This window comes from Acidovorax sp. NO-1, assembly GCF_000238595.1.
In the GTDB taxonomy this organism is placed as follows: domain Bacteria; phylum Pseudomonadota; class Gammaproteobacteria; order Burkholderiales; family Burkholderiaceae_C; genus Acidovorax.
This window is the reverse complement of sequence record NZ_AGTS01000145.1, coordinates 81,580-101,761: the sequence shown is the minus strand read 5'-3', so window position 1 is coordinate 101,761 and position 20,182 is coordinate 81,580. Positions and strand designations below refer to the sequence as shown.

Below are 20,182 nucleotides of genomic sequence, written 5' to 3'. Positions count from 1 at the left end.
CAAAAGTGATGGAAAATACCGGGTTGGCTGCTGCGCAAACTGTGGCAGCAATTTCGCCCCCGCAAATCCCATTTGTTTGCTCTCTTGAGCCTGTCCATGCAAGACGTTCAAAACTCCAAGATCTCGGTCGAGAAAATCGGCGGCACTTCCATGACCGCCTTTGGCGATGTGCTGCGCCATATCGTGCTGCACGACCCCCAGCGCATCAATGGCCGCATCTACGTGGTGTCGGCGTACTCGGGCGTGACGAACCAGTTGCTGGAGCACAAGAAGACGGGTGAGCGCGGCATCTATGCCTTGTTTGCCGAGAGCAAGGGTTACCAGGATGCGCTGAACCAGCTGGCCACCAGCCTGAAAAAGATCAACGCCGGTTACGCCGACCTGGGCCTGCCGCTTTCCGTGGCCGATGCCTTCATCGACCACCGCATTGGCCAGGCGCGTGAGTACCTGGGCGCCATGCAACATGTGCTGGCCAGCGGCTACCTGAGCCGCAAAGATGTGCTGCTGGCGGCGCGCGAGGTGCTGGCCTCGATCGGCGAATCGCACAGCGCGTTCAACTCGGTTGAAATCCTCAAGGCCAATGGTGTGAACGCCGTGCTGATGGACCTGGCCGGGTTTGATGACAACGAGGCCTGGACCATTGACGAGCGCATTGCGCAGAGCTTCAAGGGCCTGGACCTGGCCGACAAGGTGGTGGTGGCCACCGGCTACACCAAGGGCACCGAAGGCATCATGCGCGAGTTTGACCGCGGTTATTCCGAAGTCACCTTCAGCAAGATCGCCGTCGAGGTGCGCCCCGCCGAGGCCGTGATCCACAAGGAATTCCACCTGTCTTCTGCCGACCCCAACCTGGTGGGCCTGGAAAACGCCATCGTGGTGGGAGCCACCAACTACGACGTGGCCGACCAGCTGGCCGACGTGGGCATGGAAGCCATCCACCCCAAGGCCGCCAAGCCGATGGAGCTGGCGGGCATTCCGATCCGCCTGAAGAACACGTTCGAGCCCGACCACCCCGGCACGCTGATCACCAAGGACTTTGTGGGCGAGCGCGCGCGTGTGGAGATCGTCACCGGAACCGACAAGGTCACGCTGATCGAGATTCACGACCCGAGCATGGTGGGCACCGTGGGCTTCGATGCGGGCCTCATGGAGGTGTTCTGCCGCCACGGCGTGAGCTACATCCTCAAGGCCACCAACGCCAACTCCATCGCCCATCTGGTGTGGGACAACCAGGCCACGCAGGCCCTGGTGGCCGAGCTGGAGGAGGCCTACCAGGTGGTCACGATCAAGCCCAGCGCCATCGTGTGCGCCATCGGATCCAACATCAGCATCCCTGGCGTGCTGGCCAAGGCGGCGCAGGCGCTGGCCGATGCCCAGGTCAACGTGAACTGCGTGTCGCAAACGCTGCGTCAGGTGAACATGCAGTTCGTGATCGAACGTGAGGACTACAAGACTGCCGTCAAGGCGCTGAACATGGCGCTGTGCGTGAACTCGGTCGCGCCGGTTCCGAAGGTGTAATGCCCGGGATGGCGGCCGCTTTGCAGGTGTGAGGCCTTCTCTCAAGCCCGCCCTGTGCGGGCTTTTTCTTGCGTGGTTCCCACAGGTGGGGCATGCATTTTTTACTTCCCGTGGCTGCGAGTTCGTGCTCAGACTTCGGGACGGTACTGTTGAAAGGTTGACGTTTTGAAACCACCAGCGTGCATGAATCAGCGGCAGGCCGCAGTTTGTAGGGAAGGCGCAGCATGCTGAGCATCCTCGCTGTGGTCGTCTCTCTGGCCCTTCTGATGTTCTTCGCCTACCGCGGCGTCACGGTGCTGCTGCTTGCGCCGCTGATGGGGGCCCTGGCGGTGCTGATGTCCGGCGACGGGCGCTGGCTGCTGCCGCTGTACACCGACACTTTCATGAGCGCGCTGGGCGGCTATGTGCTGCAGTATCTGCCGCTGTTTTTGCTGGGGGCGCTGTTCGGGCGGCTGATGGCCGATTCGGGCGCGGCGAGCACGCTGGCCCGCTGGATCGTGCGCACACTGGGCGAGCGGCGTGCCATCCTCACGGTAGTGCTGGCCTGCGCGCTGCTGACCTATGGCGGGGTGTCGCTGTTTGTGGTGGCGTTTGCCATCTACCCCATTGCGCGCAACCTGTTCGAGGCGGCCAACATCCCCAAGCGGCTGGTGCCCGCCACCATCGCGCTGGGCGCCTTTACCTTCACCATGACGGCGCTGCCGGGCTCGCCTGCCATTCAAAACGCCATTCCGATCCCGTATTTCGGCACCAACGGCTTTGCTGCGCCCGGCCTGGGCGTGCTGGCGGCCGCCATCATGCTTGGCGGCGGCCTGACCTGGCTGCTGCACCGCGCAGCGGCAGCGCGTGCGCGCGGTGAAGGCTACGGCCAGCACGAAGAAGACGAAGGCGCCACGGGCGCGGCGCTCACGCCAGCCCAGGCCGCCGCCGAGGCCGCGCGCCATGCCGAGGTGCCGTTACCACTCGCATTTCTCCCGCTGGTGCTGGTGGTGGGCGTCAACGCGCTGTTCACCTACCTGGTGTTCCCGGCGCTCGACCTGGCGTTCATGGCCGAGCGCTTCCCATCGCTCGACCCGGCCCGACTGACCGGCCTGTGGGCCCTGCTGATTGCGCTGGTGGTGGCCTGCACCACGCTGGTACTGACGCGTCTGGGCCACTGGCACGACCTCAAGCACACCATCAACCAGGGCGTGTTCGGCTTCATGCTGCCGCTGTTCAACACGGCATCCGAGGTGGGTTATGGCGCGGTGATTGCCTCGTTGGCGGGTTTTGCGCTGATCCGCGACGCGGTGCTGCGTGTGTCGGACAACCCGCTGGTTTCGGAGGCCATTGCCATGAACGTGCTGGCCGGCATCACCGGCTCGTCCTCTGGCGGACTGAGCATTGCGCTGCAGACGCTGGGCGAAGACTACCTGCGCATGGCGGAGGCGGCGTCCATCAGCCCCGAGCTGCTGCACCGCGTGGCGGTGATGGCCGCTGGCGGCATGGACACGCTGCCGCATTGCGGCGCCATCATCACCCTGCTGGCCATCTGCAAGCTCAACCACCGCCAGTCGTATGCCGACATTGCCGCCGTGACCATCCTGTTCCCGCTGCCCGCGCTGGTGCTGGTCATCACATTGGGCACGGTGTTCGGGAGCTTTTGACGGCAGCCTGCCCGCTGGCAGCGCCCGGGCGCACGGCACGGGTGCCGATGTGGCACTTTAATTTTGATAGCTGCTCGCGCTTTATGGATAAGCGCTAGAGGCCAAAAACACTAAAAAATCAAATCGATGCAAGCCCTGCTCGACACCATTGCCAGCATGCCCCTGCCCACTGATGCCACGCGCATCTTTCACGGCCGGGGTGGTAAACACCCGGGCGATGAACAGTGGGTGCTGGATACCTACCCGCCCGTCTTCGTCGTCACCAGCTTTGCCCCGGCCACCGACGAGCAACTGGCCACCATCGGCGCCGCGCTGGAGGCGCGATGGGCGCAGATTGCTCCGGCGGGCGAGCCGCTGAACTGGGTGTTCCAGCACCGCGGCGAAGCATTGCGCATCGAGGGCCGCAGCGAAACGCGCCTGATGGCCGGCGCCGTGCCCGACCCGCACGTGGTCACCGAGGCGGGTGCGCGCTACCGCGTGCATGTGCTGCGCGGCCAGAACCACGGCCTGTTTCTGGACATGGCCGAGGGGCGCCGCTGGGTGCGGGATTTTGCAGAGGCACGCCGTGGTGATCGCTACGGCCTCAAAGTGCTCAACCTGTTTGCCTACACCTGCGCGTTTTCGGTGGTGGCGCTGCAGGCGGGGGCCCGGCAGGTGGTCAACGTGGACATGAGCCACGGCGCCATCGGCGTGGGGCAGCAAAACCACCAGCTCAACGGCATCACCTCGGGCGCCACCTTCTTGCCGCACGACATCTTCAACAGCTGGGGAAAGATCAACCGCAGCGGCCCCTATGGCCTGGTCATCGTCGACCCGCCCAGCTACCAGAAGGGCAGCTTTGTAGCCACCAAGGACTACGCCCGCCTGATGCGCCGCCTGCCCGACCTGCTGGCACCCGGCGGCCACGCACTGCTGTGCCTGAACGCGCCCGAGCTGGGCCTGGCGTTTTTGCAGGACCAGATGCGCGAACTGGCGCCGGAGCTGCAGTTTGTAGAGCGCGTGGCCAACCCGGCTGCGTTTGCCGATGTGGACGAAGAGCGGGCACTGAAGGTGCTGGTGTACCGCGCGCCTTTGCTCGACGAGCCCACGGTACTCATCGGATGAAGATCAGCGGGTAAAGAAAGCCAGCGGCGCCAGCACGAGCTGCGGGAACAGGATGAGCAGCAACAACACGGTCATCTGCGCTGCCAGGTAGGGCAGCACGGCGCGGATCACCGGCTCCATCCGCTCTTTGGCCACGCCGCACACCACGTTGAGCACCGTGCCCACGGGCGGGGTGATGAGGCCGATGGCGTTGTTCATGATGAACAGCACGCCAAAGTACACCGGGTCTATGCCCGCCATGCGCACCACGGGCATCAGCACGGGCACCAGGATGAGGATGGTGGGCGCAAAGTCCAGCGCAGTGCCCACCACAAACACGATGGCCATGATGGCCGCCATCAGCAACACAGGGTTGCTGGCCAGGGGCTGCAGCATGTCGGCCACCACCATGGGGATGTTGGCCGCGGCAATCAGCCAGGCCGACACCTGCGCGGCGGCGACGAGGAACATGACCACCGCCGACGTTTTGGCCGCAGCCAGCAGCAGGCCGTACAGCATGGACACGCGCAGCTCGCGGTACACCACAAACCCGATGAACAGCGCGTAGAACACGGCCACCACGGCGGCCTCGGTGGGCGTGAAGTACCCGGCCTTGAGCCCGCCCACGATGAGCAGCGGCAGCATCAGCGCCCAAAACCCCGCCACGGTGGCCGACAGCCGTGCCCGCATGGGCATCCTGTCGCCGCGGGGCATGTCGTCGCGCTTGGCCTGGTACACCCAGGTGGCCACCAGCGCCACCGCCATCATCAGCCCGGGCACGATGCCCGCCATGAATAGCTTGGTGATGGAGATGTTGCCCACTACGCCCAGCATCACAAACCCGATGGACGGCGGAATGATGGGCGCGATGATGCCGCCCGACGCAATGAGGCCCGACGCACGCGGGATGTTGTAGCCCGCCTTGCGCATCATGGGGATCAGCAGGGCGGCCACGGCGGCGGTGTCGGCAATGGCTGAGCCCGACAGCGACGCCATGATCACGCACGCAAAGATGGCGACATACCCCAGGCCACCCTTGAAGTGGCCCACCCAGGCGCCCGCCACATTGACGATGCGCCGTGATATGCCGCCTGCGTTCATCAACTCGCCCGCCAGCACAAAAAACGGGATGGCCATGAGCGGAAAGCTGTCCGCCCCAGAGAGCAGGTTCTGCGCCATGATCTGCGCATCGAAAATGCCCATGTAGGCCATCATGGCCATGCTGCAGGTCAGCAGCGCAAACGCAATCGGCACACCCAGTGCCATGGCCGCCAGCAGCGACACCACAAAGATGGCAACGATCATGCGGCGCTTTCTTCGTGTGATGCCACCAGGGACGCGGCCGTGATGCGGCCCGCGAGCAGCCGCACGATGTTGACCACCGCCATCACCCCGATGGAGGCAGCGCACAGGTACGCCACCGAATACACCACGCCCAGCGATATGCCCGTGACCAACCCGATGTTGGCCACGTTCAGCGCATGCTGGCGCAGCATGCCCCACAAAAACACCGCACAGCAGGCCAGCACCAGGCACTGTGCCAGCAGCACGGTGACAAACAGCGCCTTGCCGCGCAGGCGGTGCACCAGCATGTCCATGCCCAGGTGCCCGCCCTCACGCATGGCCACGATGGCGCCCAGAAAGGTCAGCCAGATGAACATGAAGCGTGACAGCTCTTCGGAGATGTTGATGCCCGAATCAAACACGTGGCGCAGCACCACGTTGCCAAACACCATGACGCACATGGCGCCCAGGCACAGCACGAGGATGACCTCCAGCGCCTTGAAGTACCAGTGGATGAGTCGTTTCAAACCAGATGGGGGCATGTGCTTCATGGGTGCTTATGACTGCTTTTGATTGCTCATCAGTGGCCAACGGCCGAGGGCTGGCTGGCGGGGCTGCCAAACGTGAAGATCTTGCCCGGATTCAGCAGGTTGTGGGGGTCCATGGCCTGCTTGATCTGGCGCATCACCGCCACGGCGGCCGGGCCCAGTTCATCGACCAGGAAGCCTTGCTTGTGCAGGCCCACACCATGTTCGCCGGTGCAGGTGCCGTCCATAGCCAGGGCGCGCTGCACCAGGCGCGCGTTCAGCGCTTCGGCACCTTCCACCTCGGCAGGCACGCTGGCGTCCACCAGCATCTGCACATGAAAGTTGCCGTCGCCCACATGCCCCACCATGGGCGCGAGGATGCCCGACTGCGCCAGGTCTTGCGCGGTCTCGGTCACGCAGTCTGCCAGGCGGGACATGGGCACACACACATCGGTGACGACAGAGCGGCAACCCGGGCGCAATTGCAGCGCCGCAAAGTAGACGTTGTGGCGCGCCTCCCAGAGCCGCGTGCGCTCTTCGGGCGTGCCAGACCACTGGAACTGCGCGCCACCGCCGTCCTGCGCCAGGGCCTGCACCACGGCCACCTGCTCGCGCACGCCCGGCTCGCTGCCGTGGAACTCAAAGAACAGGTGGGGTTGCTCTGGCAGCCCGGTCTTGCTGTACAGGTTGAGTGCGCGGATGGCAACGGTATCTACGAACTCGCAACGGGCAATGGGCACGCCGAGTTGAATGGTCTGGGCCACCACCTCGACAGCCGAATGGATGTCTGGGAACGCGCACACCGCCGCCATCACGCTTTCGGGCAGCGGGTACAGGCGCACGGTGGCTTGCACGATCACGCCCAGCGTGCCCTCAGAGCCTACAAATAGCCGCGTCAGGTCGTAACCCGCTGCGGATTTCTTGGCGCGGCGTGCTGTGGTGATGACCTCGCCATCTGCCGTCACCACCGTGAGGTTGAGCACGTTTTCGCGCATGGTGCCGTAGCGCACGGCGTTGGTGCCGCTGGCACGGGTGGCGCACATGCCGCCAATGGTGGCGTCCGCACCGGGGTCGATGGGGAAGAATAGGCCTTCATCGCGCAGCGCCGCGTTCAAAGCCTTGCGCGTAACGCCCGGCTGCACGGTGGCGCACTGGTCGTCGGCGTGGATGGCAATGACCTGGTCCATCTGCTGCAGGTTCAGCGTGAGGCCGCCCTGGGTGGCCAGGGTGTGGCCTTCGAGTGACGAGCCTGCCCCGTAGGGCACCAGCGGCACGCGGTGCTGTTTGCACAGCCGCACGATGGCCACCACGTCGTCGGTGCTGCGGGCGTAGGCGACGGCGTCGGGTGGCATGGCGGCAAAGATGGACTCGTCGCGCCCGTGGTGTGCACACACCGACGCGCTGGTGGACAGGCGCTCGCCCAGCAGCTGGCCAAGCGATTCCAGAAGGGCGGGGGGCAAAGGCAGGGGCAGGCGGGCGTTCATGGCAGTCGTTGAATGTCGAAAAGGCAGACCGCGCTCGGGATCAGGGCGCCCCGAGCGCGGGCCATTGGCGAAGAGCGCGCCTTTGACCTACCTGGCGCGGGCCTTGGCGATTTCGGTGCGCACCAGGGTCATGAACTCGGGCCCGATCTTTTCGAGGTGGGGCGCAATCGCTGGGGGCACGCGGTCGCGGATGGCCTGCAGATCGGCTTCAGAGAACTGGGTGACCTGCACGCCCTTGTCCTTCATGCCCTGCAGGGCGGTGCCGGCCTCGGCGGCGGTGGATTTGCGCTGGAACTCCGTGGCCTTGCGGGCGGCGGTGTTCATCATCTTTTGTTCATCGGGGGTGAGGCTGTCCCAGAACTTTTTGGACACCGCAAAGATCAGCGGCGAATACACGTGACCCGACAGCGTCATGTACTTTTGCACTTCATAAAACCGCTGGGTGTACATCAGCACCACCGGGTTCTCCTGCCCGTCAAACGCCTTGGTCTCCAGCGCCACAAACAGCTCGGACCAGGGCAGGGGCGATGCGTTGGCGCCAATGGCCTTGAAGGCATCGAGCGTGAGCGGGTTGGGCTGGGTGCGCAGCTTCAGGCCCTTGAGGTCGTCGATCTTGTTGACCGGGCGGCGCGAGTTGGTGATGTGCCGGAACCCGTTCTCCCACCAGCCCAGCACGTGGATGCCCACGCCGTTGAGCTTGTTGTTGAGGTACTGGCCCACGGGGCCGTCGAACACGGCATGCGCCTCGGCCTCGGTGTTGAAGAGGAAGGGCACGTCCTGAAACCCCAGCTCCTTGACCTGGCCCAGCAGCGCCAGCGCGCTGCCGGTATAGAACTCTTGCACACCGCCTTGCAGCGCGCCCAGCATCTGCGGGTCGGGGCCCAGGGCCTGGTTGGCGATGACGGCGATCTTCATCTTGCCGCCGGTGGCCTGCTCCATGTCGGCCGCGAATTGCTTGGCTGCCTGGCCCGCGGGGTGGGCGTCTGCCAGGCCATGGCCGAAGCGGGCGGTGCGCACTTTCACATCCTGCGCGCGGGCGGTGCTGGTGACTGCCAGCGTGGCAGCGGCGCCCAGTACGGCGGCGCAAAGAAAGCGGTGCAGTCGCGTGGTCTTCGTCTTCATGATGCTGTCTCCTCAAGGGGTTGGGCGGGGGCAGGGGTTTGTGGGGTGGCGGCTACGCTGTGCACCCGGTTGCGCAGCAGGCCGATGCGTTCGATTTCTACCTCGCAGATGTCGCCAGGTTTCATGTACAGGCGCGGCTCGCGCGCATGGCCGATGCCTGCGGGGGTGCCCGCCACGATCAGGTCGCCGGCTTCGAGCGTGATGGCCTCGCTGATGGTCACGATGAGGGATTCAACGTCGAACACCATGTCGCTGGTGTTGGCGGACTGCACGGTCTGGCCGTTCAGGCGTGTTTCGAGCAGCAGGCCGCGGGCGCCGGGCGGCAGCTCGTCGGCAGTCACCATGCAGGGGCCAAAGGCGCCTGTGCCATCAAAGTTCTTGCCCATGGTCCACTGCGGGGTCTTGAACTGGTATTCGCGCACGCTGCCGTCGTTGAACACCGAGTAACCCAGCACGTGCGAGAGCGCGTCGGCGCGCTGGATGCGGTAGCCGCCGGTTCCGATCACCACGGCCAGCTCGCCCTCGAAGTCCAGCGTGTCTGACAGCTCAGAGTGCAGCAGCGGCGCGTTGTGTGCCGTCACGCTGGAATTGAAGCGCGCGAACAGCGTGGGGTAGGGCGGTTGCACAAATCCGCTTTCTGCCGTGTGGTCACGGTAGTTCAGCCCTACGCAGATGATCTTGCGCGGGTGCTCAACGGGGGGCAGGTACTGCACAGTGTCCATGTCGACAGCGGGGTGCTGCGCCATGACGAGTGCAGCCGCATCGAGTGCAGTGCGGCCACGCCGGATCAGGGTGTCCACATCTCCGGGGTAACCGGGCTGGCCCTCCGTGGCGCCATGCCACTTGCCAGTGGCGGGGCTCTGCACGGCCCAGCCGGGGACGCCGCGCGATTGAAAACGAACCAACTTCATTTGTTCTCCTGGTGGGAGCGCGTGTGGGGGTGTTGAATCGCGCTGATAGATATTTAATCAAATAATCTATTATTCGCGTGTTGGTACATTCCCGCATACAATCCGTCCGCCATGCAGACCACCTTGACCAAACCCACACAGGCCGAAACCGCCTGCGAGCTCATCCGCTCAGAAATACTGGACGGGCGGCTGCCTCCAGGAGCCAAGCTCAACATCAAGGCGCTGGAAGAACGGTTTGAGCTGAGCCTGGGCGCAGTGCGCGAGGCGCTCTCACGCCTGGCCGCCCAGGGCATGGTGATTGCGGAATCGCAGCGGGGCTACCGTGTGAGCCCGGTCAGCAAGGATGAGCTGCTGGACCTCACGCGCGCGCGGGTCGAAATGGAATGCCTGTGCCTGGGCCAGGCCATGCGGCACGGCGATGTGGAGTGGGAAACCCGGATCGTGGCCGCAGCGCACCGCATGGAGCGGCTGCAGTCGCAGACATCGGACATCGAAGCACGGTCCACCAAGCCCTGGAACGACGCCCATGGCGAGTTCCACGAAGCGCTGGTCAGCGCATGTCCCAACCAGTGGCTGCTGCGCATGCGCCACATGCTGTACGAGCAAAGCGAGCGTTACCGCCGCCTCTCGGTGCCGCTGAGTACCGACCAGCGCGATGTGCGCCATGAACACCGCCAGATCATGGAAGCGGCCCTCGCCCGCGACCCGCAAAAAGCCTTTCAGACCGTGGAGCAGCACCTGCTGGCCACAGCCCAGATCATTCTGCGATCGCCCTTGCTTCAGTCCCAGTGAGCAGGCGGCGGCAGCAGGGGCTGCCCCATGGTGCACATTCGCCAGACTCCGACGGCGCGCTCTACCGCACCTTGCTGGAATCCACCCGCGCGATTCCCTGGCAGAGCGGTGCCGCAAGGCGGTTTTCAAGGCGCAGATTCCGCGCGCGGCCTCGGGGGTGGGCACCATCATCCCGGGTGCGCACGACGACCCGGTGCGGTTTGTACGGGAGGTGGACCGGCGCCTGTACTGCGCCAAGCACCTGGGCCGCAACCGCGTGGTGGACAGCGGCACGTAGAGCAACGAAGGTGCGTTTGATGCAAGCTGTCGCACGACTGGATCCATGAAGATATGAATTTGATAGCGCGCTGCGCTTTCCCATAAAGCGCCGGCGGCCAAAAACACCTGAGATTTTTTGCAGCGACAGCGTGGGCGGTCAGGCCGGGCCGCTGCCGGAGAGGTCGTCCACGGCACGGTGCGCGCCCGCACCCATGGCCATGGCGCCCATGCCGCCACCGCCCGCACCACCGCCGCCTCCACCTGTGCGTCCCCCGGCGGCACCGGCGCTCCGGTCGCCGGGGCTGGCGCGACGGCCTGCCGTGCCCGCACCCCCGGGCCGCAACGGGCCCTGCTGCGGGATGGCAAGGGTGGAGGGGATGGGCTCCAGGTCCAGTGCGGCACGGATGAACTGGCGCAGCGAGACCACCAGTGGCGCCACCTCCACGCTGCGCCCGGCCACCATGTCCTGCGCGGCCTGCGTGGCCAGCCGCACCTGTTCTTCGGTGCCCAGCAGGATGACGTCGGACAGGGCCGCCTCCACGGCATCGCGGGTGCGGCGCTGGCGTTCGGTGCTGCCGGCAAGCAGGGCGTCAACGGGAGCGTGGTCGTTGTCCTTGTTGCTGCTGTTGTCCACCAGCGTGGCGGAGTCTCCGGACTCCGCGCCCGGGGCGGTGTGGGATGAACGTGGCATGCCCACGGGCGGGCGGTGCAGGTCGCGCAGATGGGTGGGGCTCACCTGCAATTGCCCGGTGAACGAGCCGCCCAGCGTTTTGTACGCCGCAATCAGCGTCTTGAGGCGCTCGTTGATCTGGCGGTTCTCGCGCTCGCGCCGGCGCTGCAGGGTCTGCATGAAAACCAGCCGGATACCCACCATCACCAGGGTGGCGAGCAGCAGCCCGAACAGCGTGGAGAGCGTGGCGGACCAGGAGCTGAAGTCAAAGAGATTGCGCATGGCAGAAAGGGCGGTGCAGCCGGGGCGTTGGGGTCAGCGGGCCATCATAGGTGCGGCCAGCGCGCCCGGCGGTAGGCGCACACCGCGTGCCCAAGGGGTGCAGCAGCTGCAGGGGGCGCTCGGTCAGCCGCCACCGTCCAGCAGTGCCACGATGCGATCCCAGTGCGCGGCATCCACCGGGGTGATGGAAAGGCGGCTGCCTTTTTGCAGCACGCGCATGTCGGCCAGCTCCGGGCGCTCGCGCAGCTCGGCCAGCGGCATCAGCCGGGTCTTGCGCACAGCCTGCACATCCAGCAACAGCCAGCGGGGCGCATCGGGCGGGGATTTGGGGTCGTAATAAGGCGAGGCGGGGTCGAACTGCGTGGGATCGGGCCGGGTGGTGCTGGCCACCCGCGCAAGGCCGGCAATGCCGGGTTCGGGGCAGCTGGAGTGGTAGAACAGCACGCCGTCGCCCACCTGCATCGCATCGCGCATGAAGTTGCGCGCCTGGTAGTTGCGCAAGCCCGTCCAGGGCACGGTGGCGCCGGGGGCGGCCAGGGCGTCGTCGATGGAGCACTCGTCGGGCTCGGATTTCATGAGCCAGTAGTGCGCAGGGCGCGGCGTGGAGGAGGCAGTCATGCGCGCCATTTTGGCAAAGGTGTGGTGGTGTGCATACACGGCAGGCCAGGGCACGCCACGGTAGGTTTGCTTCTGTTTTTATAGCTGCTCGCGCTTTATGGATAAGCGCCGGAGGCCATTTTGATTCATATTTCCGTGTGAATTCGCCCGCAGGGTGCACCCCGGTGGCAAAACGTGCTGGCCTGCGGCGGCGGCAGGCCGCAGAATCAGCGCCGCCCGGTTTCCGGAAGAACAAAGCCCCCGGCATGGGGGCACGCACAGGGAGGGAGGGTGAATGGCCAACCCGGCACGGCGGCGCAATGGCGGCGCGGCCCCGCAGGCATCTGCAGGCAAGAACCAAGGCAAGAACCCAGGCAACAAAAGCGGCACCTGGTTTCTGATGCTGTTCGCACTGCCGTTTACGGCCGTCGGCATTGGCACGCTGCTGCTGGGCGTGCTGCCCACGCTGTGTGACTGGTCGCGCATGCAGTTCTGGGAGCCGGTTTCTGCCGCCGTGGTGTCGGCTTCGCTGAACACGCACCGGGGGAGCAAGTCGGCCAGCACGTACAGCGTTTCGGTGCACTACCGCTACCAGGTGGGCGGTACGACCTACGACGGCCACCGAGCGGCCATCAACACCTCGGCAGACAACGTGGGCAGCTTTCAGCAAGACCTGGGGCGGCGTCTGGTGGCTGCGCAGCACAGCGCAGTGCCGTTACCCGTGTGGTTCAACCCGTCGGCGCCCGCGCAGTCCGTGGCCGACCGCAGTCTGCGCCTGGGTTTGCTGGGTTTTCGGATGATCTTTGTGGTGGTATTTGGCGGCTTTGGCCTTGGCATGCTGGTGTGGGCGTTGCACCTGCGGCGCAGTGGTGAACGCAAGGCGCAGCGGCTGCAGACCGTGGGCAACCCGCCGTGGCTCGCCCAACCGGCCTGGGCCGGCAACCGCATACGCTCCGGCAAGCGCTGGGAGGTGTGGGTGGCGTGGGGCTTTGCCGTGGTGTGGGGCGCCATTGCGTACCCGGCCGCGCTGTCGGCCATGCCCCGGGCCTGGCGCAACGACAACTTCCTGGTGCTGGGGGTTCTGGGCCTGCTGGTGGCCGTGGGGCTGGGCCTGCTGGTGTGGGCCGTGCGCGCCACGCTGGATGCGCGGCGCCATGGCGAGGTGGTCCTGGTGATGGACCCTTTCCCCGGCTCCATTGGCGGGCATGTGGGCGCCACGATGGATTTGCCCACGGTGCCTTACCGGCCTGAGCTGCGCTTTGCGGTCACGCTGCGCTGCGCCTACCACTACCAGACCCGCACGGGAGGCAGCGAGCACGGCAACGAGTCGCGTGAACAGGTGGTATGGCAGGGCGAGGGCGCGGCGCAGGTGCAGCCGCAGGGTCCGGGCAGCCGCGTCGCGTTCCGGCTGAATGTGCCCAAGGGCCTGCCCGAGTCCGAGCAGCCCGCGGGCGACAGCGAACACCACTGGACGGTGCTGCTGGAAAGCACCGATCCCGCGCTGAAGTTCTCGCGCCGGTTTGAAGTGCCCGTGTACGCCACGGGTACCGAATCCACCTGGCTTGCACACGACGCCGCCAAGCACCCGCAGGCGCAGGCCCGGCGCGACGCCGAGCTGGACGCGGTGAGCAATATCGAGCCCGTGGAAGGCGGCGTGCGGCTGTATCAGCCCTATGGCCGCCTGTGGCGGCAGAACCTGCTGTGGCTGGTGATGGGCGGCGCATTCTTTAGCATGGGCATGCTGGCGGGCTACGGCGGCGCGCCTGCTTTGTTTCCGGTGGTGTTTGGCGGCGTGGGCGGTGCCATGCTGGTGTGGGGCTTTTACGCGGTGTGCAACAGCCTGACCGTGCAGCTCGATCGCCAGGGCCTGCGCACCGAACGCCGCCTGCTGGGCCTGATGCTGGCCTGGCAGCGCGTGCCCGCCAAAGACATCGCCCGCCTGCGCATCAAGGAAAGCTACACCCAGCAAAGCGGCCACCAGCACACCACCTTCTTCCGCGTGCAGGTGAGCCTGCGCAATGGCAAGAGCGTGACCATTGCCGACAGCCTGCGCGGCCGCCCCGTGGCAGAGCAGATGCTGGCCAGGGTGGCCCAGGCCACCGGTTATCCCCTGTGAACGGGGTGCGGGTCAGCCCGCCTTGCGAAACGTGAGGTTGATGCGGTGGGCACCCGTCAGTGGGTGCGTGCCCTCCGGCAGCGGCAACACGCCATGAAAGCGCAGCCGCGCCGGGCCGCCCCACACCACCACGTCGCCATGCATCAGCGCAATGCGCCGCGCGTTGCCGGCCCGCTGGGCTCCGCCCCACAGAAACACGGCCGGGATGCCCAGTGACACCGACACGATGGGGTGCGCGTAGTTGCCTTCATCCCGGTCCTGGTGCAGCGACAGCCGGGTCCCTGGCGCGTAGCGGTTGATGAGGCAGGCATCGGGCGCAAAGCCGGGGAAGCCGGCAGTTGCAGCCGCTTCGAGCGCCAGCTGACGGAACAGCGGCGGCATCGCAGGCCAGGGTTTGCCGCCGTCGGGGTCGAGGGGGTCGTAGCGGTAGCCGTTTCGGTCGCTCACCCAGCCCAGCTTTCCACAGTTGGTCATCGCCACCGACATGCGCAGGCCGCCGGGGGTGATGAGGTGCCTGAAGGGCGCTTGGGCCGTGATCTGCTGCACCGCTTGCAGCAGGTCTGCCGCCTTTTCCAGCGCAAAGCCGCGCAGCACCATGGCGCCGGGCTCCAGCACCTCGGGCGGCTGGGCAGGCTGGGGCGGGTCGTCGAAAAGGCTGGGGGTCATCACGCGGTCAATCCCTGGGGGCAGTCATTCAGCATCATGAAAAATGATGCCCAGTGTGTGCCGCCGCCCGCTGCGCAAGCGGCTAACGCCATGTCGCATCTGCACCCGGTACGGCCCGCGCGTGCCCTGCACGGGGCGGTAGTGCACGGCAAACACCACGGCGTCGCCGCGCAAAAGCGGCACCACCTCGGCCCGCGACTGCATGCGCGGGCGCTGCTCGGTCAGCACGAATTCACCGCCCGTGAAGTCGCGCCCGGGCTCTGACAGCAGCACCGCGACCTGCAGCGGAAACACGTGCTCGCCATACAGGTCCTGGTGCAGGCAGTTGTAGTCGCCAGCGCCGTATTGCAGCAGCAGCGGGGTGGGGCGCACCTGGCCCGCGGCGTGGCAGCGGGCGATGAAGTCGGCATGCTGCGCGGGGTAGCGCACGGCCAGGCCCATGGCGGCGTTCCACTGGTTGGCAATGGGCGCCAGGTGCGGGTATAGCGCCTCGCGCAGCCCGGCCACCACATCGGGCAGCGGGTAGCTGAAGTACCGGTATTCGCCCTGGCCAAAGCCGTGGCGCTGCATCACCACGCGGCTGCGGAAGGTGCGCTCATCCGCGTTGCCATACAGGCGGGCCAGCGCGGCGCATTCGGTGGCACTGAGCAGTTGCGGCAGTACCGCGTTGCCTTGCTGGTGCAGGGCCTCGGTGGTTGTTGGCCAGTCGATGGAGGCCGCACGCTGCGCCCAGTCGTCGTTCTGCGGATCGGGGTGGTGAGGCAGCTGGACAGCGTTCATGCCACCTTCTCCGCCAGCGGTTGTGCGGGCTCTGGCGCGGCTTCACGCGCCAGCAGCGCACGTTTGCGTTCCACGCCCCACCGGTAGCCCGACAACGCGCCATCACTTTTCACCACCCGGTGGCAGGGTATGGCCACCGCCAGCGCATTGGCCGCGCAGGCCTGCGCCACGGCGCGCACGGCGGTGGGGGCACCTATGCGCTGGGCCACCTCGGCATAGCTTGCAGTCTGCCCGGCGGGGATGGCCTGCAGGGCCTGCCACACGCGTTGCTGAAACGCCGTGCCGCGCACGTCCAGCGGCAGGTTCAGCCTCAGGCCCGGGGCCTCGACAAATGCCACCACCTGCGCCACCAGGGCTTCAAACGCGGCATCCCCGCCGATCAGGTGGGCGTGCGCAAACCGGTCCTGCAGGTCGCGCGCCAGGGTGTCGGCATCGTCCCCCAGCAAGATCGCGCAGATGCCCCGGTCGCTTTGCGCCACCAAGATGGCACCCAGCGAGCACTGGCCGATCGCAAAGCGGATGTCTTGCGCCGCACCCCCCGCGCGGTAGTGGCTGGGCGTCATGCCCAGGACCTGGGCCGATTGTTCGTAAAAGCGGCTGCTGGACGGGTAACCCGCGCTGTAGATCGCGTCCGTCACCGAGGCCGTGTGTGCGTTGTCGAGCGCACTGCGCAGGCGCTGCGCACGCTGGGCGGCGGCATACGCCTTGGGCGTGAGGCCCGTGGACTGCTTGAAGATGCGGTGCAGGTGCGACGGGCTCAGGCCCATCTGGGCGGCCAACGCATCCAGCGTGGGCGCTTCACCGGCGGCAGCGCCTTCGATGATGCGGCAGGCCTCGGTGACCAGCGCGGCGTGGTGCGACAACGCCGTGGGCTGCCGGGGCTTGCAGCGTTGGCAGGGGCGAAAGCCTGCGGCTTCTGCATCCGCGCAGCTGTCGTGAAACCGCACGTTCTCCGGCCGGGGTGCACGCGCAGCACAACTGGGGCGGCAGTACACGCCCGTGGTCTGCACCGAATACCAGAAGCTGCCGTCCGCCGCTGCGCTGCGCGCCGCCACTGCCGCCCAGCGCGGGTCGGCCTGGGTGGCGGCGGCCTGTGCGGCCTTGGCGGATGGTGTGGCGCGGGTGGGCATGGCGACGAAGTGTCGTGTCAGTGCGTTGGCGTTGCTGTGGGTGCGGGTGGCGTTCGGGTTCATGGTGCATGGCTCACACGGTGGTTTGCGATGCCGTGCACTTTAGGTACGGGGTGCGTGATGCGCACTCCGAAGCTTGCTTTTGAATTCTGCGCCACGCCAGCAGGCTGCGTGCAATGCGGAAAAAACTCTCAGTTTGATAGCTGTTGGCGCTTTATCGATAAGCGATAGAGGTCAAAAACACCAAAAATAAAGCAGACAAGGCGCAGGAATTTTCGCGCTGCCGTTCTTTTAAACTGCACGCGTTTTGCCGCCAGCGCGAGGCCAGCGAATTAACTCAATACAAAACAGCAAAAGTTCGGAGGGAGATCTCATGCCACACACCCGTGAACCCCGCAGGGCGCCCATGCGCAACGCATTGCTGCTGGCCTTGTTTGCCGCCCTTTTTGGTCCGGTCCCCACGGCCCACGCGGCGGACACCACGGCCACGCACCCTCTGGTCGGTCGCTGGAAGGTCGCCAGCATCAACGGCACGCCGCCCCCAGGTTTTCTGACCGGGCAGGTGCTGGTCATACAGGCGGATGCGCAGATCATCAACATCGACCTGAAAACATCCAGCGGCGCAGCAGCCTCTGAAAGTGCTGTACAGAAAGCCCTGCGCGATACGCTGATGCGCGGCACCTGGCGCGCAGACAAGGCGCGGCTGTATGTGTCCAACAGCCCTCGGCGCGACACCGGCAGCGCCTATATCCTGACGCAGCAGGGCAAGTTGCTGAGCCTGGACCCGGACCCGTATTTCTCAAACGCGGACGTGCCCTCCAAATCCACCTACGATCACCTGCCGTGAGGCAGCGCCGGGCGTCCCCCGAAGGGACAAGCCGACAGAAGATGCCGGGCGGCGTGTGGGTGCTGGCGCTGTTTGCCCTGCCGTTTGCGGCAGCAGGTGTTGCCATCTTTGTGCTGATGGTGGCCCCTGCCATCTATGACTGGGCGCGCATGCAAAGCTGGCAGCCGGTATCCGCCCAGGTGGAGTCGGCCACGCTGCAAAGCCACCATGGCAGCAAAGGCGGCACCACGCACAGCGTGGCGGTGCGCTACCGCTATGAGGTGGCTGGCGTGACCTACACCGGGCAGCGCGCAGCCATTCACGAACGGGCAGACAACATCGGCAGCTTTCAGGAGCAACTGGGCCGACGGCTGAAAAGCGCGCAGCACACGGGGACGCCGGTGCAGGTGTGGGTGAACCCCGAGCGCCCCGCCGAGTCGATTGCCGACCGCAGCCTGCGGCCCGGTCTGCTGGGTTTGGCGCTGGGTATGTCGCTGCTTGCGGGCGGCTTTGGCCTGGTGGTGCTGACCAAAATTGTCCGCGCTGTCTGGCGCGGGACGCTGACCGAGCCGCCTGGGCAGGCGACCACACGCAGCGATGAAGGTCCTGCGCCCTGGCTACACCGTGCAGAGTGGGCCGACAACAGCATCCGGTCGGACCAGCGCGAAACGCTCAAAACCGCGTGGGTCATCGCACTGGTATGGAATGCGGTGGCGATGCCGCTGATGGTGCTCAAGCTGCCCGCAGCGTGGGCGCGCGGCAGTTGGGTGTCTTTGGGTGCGATGGCATTTTTTGGCGTGCTGGGCACATGTTTGCTGGTGTGGGCGGTGCGCGCCACGTTCGATGCGCGCCGTTTTGGCGACGCTCGCCTGGTGCTGGACCCGTTCCCTGGCGCGATAGGAGGCCACTTTGGCGCCACCCTGGCGCTGCCGGTGGCCTACGCGCCGGGCCTGGTTTTTGTCACGCGGCTGCTGTGCACCCGCTACGAAAAAGGCAGCGGCCGCGGCAATGACGAAGACAACGAGCACGAACTGTGGCGCGCGGAAGGCATGGCCCAGGTGCAACCCCACGGCAATGGCGTGGCCGTGAGCTTTCGGTTTGATGTGCCTGCGCACTTGCCTGCATCGCAAGACCCCGTGGCCCAAGAGCACCACGGTTGGCGCGTTGAGGTGCAAAGCACCACGCCGGGATTGAAGTTTGCCCGTGGCTTTGGCGTGCCGGTGTACGCCACCGGCGCCATATCCAGCCGCCTGAGCGCCGATGCAACGCAGCACCCGGGCTTGCATGCACTGATGTCCCAGGAGCTTTCTGACCTGGCGAGCGTGCAAGCCCTGCCTGGCGGCGTGGAGCTTTACTTTGCCGCCGGCAGGCGCTGGGCCGCTTCGCTGATGGTGCTGGTGTTCGGGGCCATTTTTGCCGGGGCGGGTTGGTTTGCAGGAAAACAAGGTGCACCGATGCTGTTCCCGATCGTGTTTTGCGGGGCGGGGGGCGCCATCCTGCTCGGCGGACTGTACGAGCTGGCCAACAGCCTGCGCGTGCACATCGACCGCCAGGGGCTGTGGACCGAAAGACGCGTGCTGGGCTTCGTCATGGCCCGCCATCAGGCCCGCGCTGAGCAGGTGGTGGGTCTGAGGCTCAAAGAGGGTGGCGGCACACGCTCCGGCGCATCCAGCGTGCCCAACTACCGCCTCGTGGCAGAACTTCAAGGGGGCGGTCGCGTCACCCTGGCCGAGGGCGTGCGTGGTCTGGCCGCTGCGCGGGAGTTGATGCAGATGGTGCAGTCGCGCAGCGGCTACACCGCGCTGGACGGGCCATAGTGGGTAAAGCCAGCGCGCGCAAACGGCTGCGCCGAAACAATGCCGCCCCTTCTTCTTTCGGATCGAAAGGCGCTTTCGGCGTGGGAATCTGGTCGCAGCTTGTATTGACCTTGGTGGCCTTGATGCTTGTGGCGACAAGCCTGGCCCTGCTCGTCTTCAGTGAGGGCCCCACGGTTTACGACTGGTCGCGCATGCGTCAATGGCAGCCCGTGCCCGCGCTGGTGGAGTCTGTGCGCTTGCACCAGGGAAGAATGGCACGCGGTGCCCCGTACTACGCGACCGTGGTGCGCTATCGCTATCAGGCAGACGGCACGCAGTACATCGGCACGCGCGCTGCGGTGGATGGCTCGGGGGACAGCTGGCGCAGCTTTCACCAGCAACTGGCGGACCGGCTGCACAATGCGCAGCGCTCGGGTACGTCGGTGCAGGTGTGGGTCAACCCCGCGAACCCGACGGAATCGGTGGTGGACCGCAGTCTGCGTGCTGGCCCGCTGGTGTTGAACCTGGTGATTGCAGGCTTCTCGGGCGGCGCTGGTGTGCTTATGTTGATGATGGCGGTGGGCGCGCGCCGGCAGGGACGGCGGGGCAGAAAAACGCGGCGCAGGGCAGATGGTTTGCTACACAATTCATAGCTTTTAGCGCTTACTGGATAAGCGATAGAGGCCAAAAACAC

General features: G+C 66.1%; 18 protein-coding genes. 8 read left to right on the top strand and 10 right to left on the bottom strand.

Translation table 11 applies throughout. The features are described 5' to 3' along the window. Nucleotides 1–96: 96 nt before the first annotated feature. The 3 genes from KYG_RS20910 (at nucleotide 97) to KYG_RS20900 (ending at nucleotide 4,268) form a co-directional block, all read left to right on the top strand. Nucleotides 97–1,518, top strand: coding sequence for an aspartate kinase (locus tag KYG_RS20910; RefSeq protein WP_008906928.1), 1,422 nt, complete (start codon nucleotides 97–99; stop codon nucleotides 1,516–1,518). A 224-nt stretch (nucleotides 1,519–1,742) separates the two neighbouring features. Continuing rightward, a complete protein-coding gene (locus KYG_RS20905) occupies nucleotides 1,743–3,164 on the top strand; it encodes a GntP family permease (RefSeq protein ID WP_008906927.1) in 1,422 nt (473 codons plus the stop codon). Nucleotides 3,165–3,290: 126 nt separating this feature from the next. After that, a complete protein-coding gene (locus tag KYG_RS20900) occupies nucleotides 3,291–4,268 on the top strand; it encodes a class I SAM-dependent methyltransferase (RefSeq protein WP_008906926.1) in 978 nt (325 codons plus the stop codon). A gap of 3 nt (nucleotides 4,269–4,271) precedes the next feature. On the opposite strand, the gene KYG_RS20895 is transcribed toward KYG_RS20900, so the two are convergent. The 5 genes from KYG_RS20895 to KYG_RS20875 form a co-directional block, all read right to left on the bottom strand. Next, nucleotides 4,272–5,552, bottom strand: a complete 1,281-nt coding sequence (locus KYG_RS20895; protein WP_008906925.1) for a TRAP transporter large permease subunit — start codon at nucleotides 5,550–5,552, stop codon at nucleotides 4,272–4,274. Continuing rightward, on the bottom strand, nucleotides 5,549–6,058 hold the full coding sequence (locus tag KYG_RS20890) for a TRAP transporter small permease (RefSeq protein WP_034695684.1): 510 nt from the start codon (nucleotides 6,056–6,058) through the stop codon (nucleotides 5,549–5,551). Before KYG_RS20890 ends, KYG_RS20895 begins: the two co-directional genes overlap by 4 nt. A gap of 53 nt (nucleotides 6,059–6,111) precedes the next feature. Then, nucleotides 6,112–7,542: an FAD-binding oxidoreductase gene (locus KYG_RS20885; protein WP_008906923.1), complete on the bottom strand. Its 1,431-nt coding sequence runs from the start codon at nucleotides 7,540–7,542 to the stop codon at nucleotides 6,112–6,114. 87 nt (nucleotides 7,543–7,629) lie between these two features. Beyond that, on the bottom strand, nucleotides 7,630–8,664 hold the full coding sequence (locus tag KYG_RS20880; protein ID WP_008906922.1) for a TRAP transporter substrate-binding protein: 1,035 nt from the start codon (nucleotides 8,662–8,664) through the stop codon (nucleotides 7,630–7,632). After that, nucleotides 8,661–9,575, bottom strand: a complete 915-nt coding sequence (locus tag KYG_RS20875) for a fumarylacetoacetate hydrolase family protein (RefSeq protein WP_008906921.1) — start codon at nucleotides 9,573–9,575, stop codon at nucleotides 8,661–8,663. Before KYG_RS20875 ends, KYG_RS20880 begins: the two co-directional genes overlap by 4 nt. 111 nt (nucleotides 9,576–9,686) lie before the next feature. Between KYG_RS20875 and KYG_RS20870 the strand changes: the two genes are divergently transcribed. Then, nucleotides 9,687–10,367, top strand: a complete 681-nt coding sequence (locus KYG_RS20870) for a GntR family transcriptional regulator (protein ID WP_008906920.1) — start codon at nucleotides 9,687–9,689, stop codon at nucleotides 10,365–10,367. 415 nt (nucleotides 10,368–10,782) lie between these two features. Here KYG_RS20870 and KYG_RS24765 read toward each other — a convergent pair whose 3' ends face one another. Both KYG_RS24765 and KYG_RS20860 read right to left on the bottom strand, forming a co-directional pair. Then, nucleotides 10,783–11,577, bottom strand: coding sequence for a hypothetical protein (locus KYG_RS24765; RefSeq protein WP_008906918.1), 795 nt, complete (start codon nucleotides 11,575–11,577; stop codon nucleotides 10,783–10,785). 123 nt (nucleotides 11,578–11,700) lie between these two features. After that, nucleotides 11,701–12,195 (bottom strand): EVE domain-containing protein, encoded by a 495-nt coding sequence (locus KYG_RS20860; protein ID WP_034695679.1) that lies wholly within the window; start codon nucleotides 12,193–12,195, stop codon nucleotides 11,701–11,703. Between the two features lie 274 nt (nucleotides 12,196–12,469). On the opposite strand from KYG_RS20860, the gene KYG_RS23395 reads away from it, so the two are divergent. After that, the gene (locus tag KYG_RS23395) at nucleotides 12,470–14,290 is read left to right on the top strand and encodes a DUF3592 domain-containing protein (protein ID WP_008906916.1); all 1,821 of its coding nucleotides are present in this window, start codon (nucleotides 12,470–12,472) and stop codon (nucleotides 14,288–14,290) included. A 12-nt stretch (nucleotides 14,291–14,302) separates the two neighbouring features. On the opposite strand, the gene alkB is transcribed toward KYG_RS23395, so the two are convergent. From alkB to ada, 3 genes are read right to left on the bottom strand one after another with little or no spacing between them, the layout of a single operon-like run. Further along, entirely contained in the window at nucleotides 14,303–14,956 is a 654-nt protein-coding gene (gene alkB / locus KYG_RS20845) for a DNA oxidative demethylase AlkB (protein WP_008906915.1), read from the bottom strand. Between the two features lie 24 nt (nucleotides 14,957–14,980). Then, nucleotides 14,981–15,736, bottom strand: a complete 756-nt coding sequence (locus tag KYG_RS20840) for a 2OG-Fe(II) oxygenase (protein ID WP_008906914.1) — start codon at nucleotides 15,734–15,736, stop codon at nucleotides 14,981–14,983. Next, nucleotides 15,733–16,866 (bottom strand): bifunctional DNA-binding transcriptional regulator/O6-methylguanine-DNA methyltransferase Ada, encoded by a 1,134-nt coding sequence (gene ada, locus KYG_RS20835; protein ID WP_050813912.1) that lies wholly within the window; start codon nucleotides 16,864–16,866, stop codon nucleotides 15,733–15,735. Before ada ends, KYG_RS20840 begins: the two co-directional genes overlap by 4 nt. Before the next feature lie 373 nt (nucleotides 16,867–17,239). Here ada and KYG_RS20830 point away from each other — a divergent pair, with 373 nt between their 5' ends. The 3 genes from KYG_RS20830 to KYG_RS20820 are packed head-to-tail and all read left to right on the top strand — an operon-like array spanning nucleotide 17,240 to nucleotide 20,141. Beyond that, nucleotides 17,240–17,713, top strand: a complete 474-nt coding sequence (locus KYG_RS20830) for a hypothetical protein (RefSeq protein WP_139019432.1) — start codon at nucleotides 17,240–17,242, stop codon at nucleotides 17,711–17,713. Further along, nucleotides 17,710–19,509, top strand: coding sequence for a DUF3592 domain-containing protein (locus KYG_RS20825; RefSeq protein WP_139019431.1), 1,800 nt, complete (start codon nucleotides 17,710–17,712; stop codon nucleotides 19,507–19,509). Before KYG_RS20830 ends, KYG_RS20825 begins: the two co-directional genes overlap by 4 nt. Next, nucleotides 19,509–20,141: a DUF3592 domain-containing protein gene (locus tag KYG_RS20820; RefSeq protein WP_008906910.1), complete on the top strand. Its 633-nt coding sequence runs from the start codon at nucleotides 19,509–19,511 to the stop codon at nucleotides 20,139–20,141. The genes KYG_RS20825 and KYG_RS20820 overlap by 1 nt, the downstream gene beginning before the upstream one ends. Nucleotides 20,142–20,182: the final 41 nt, after the last annotated feature.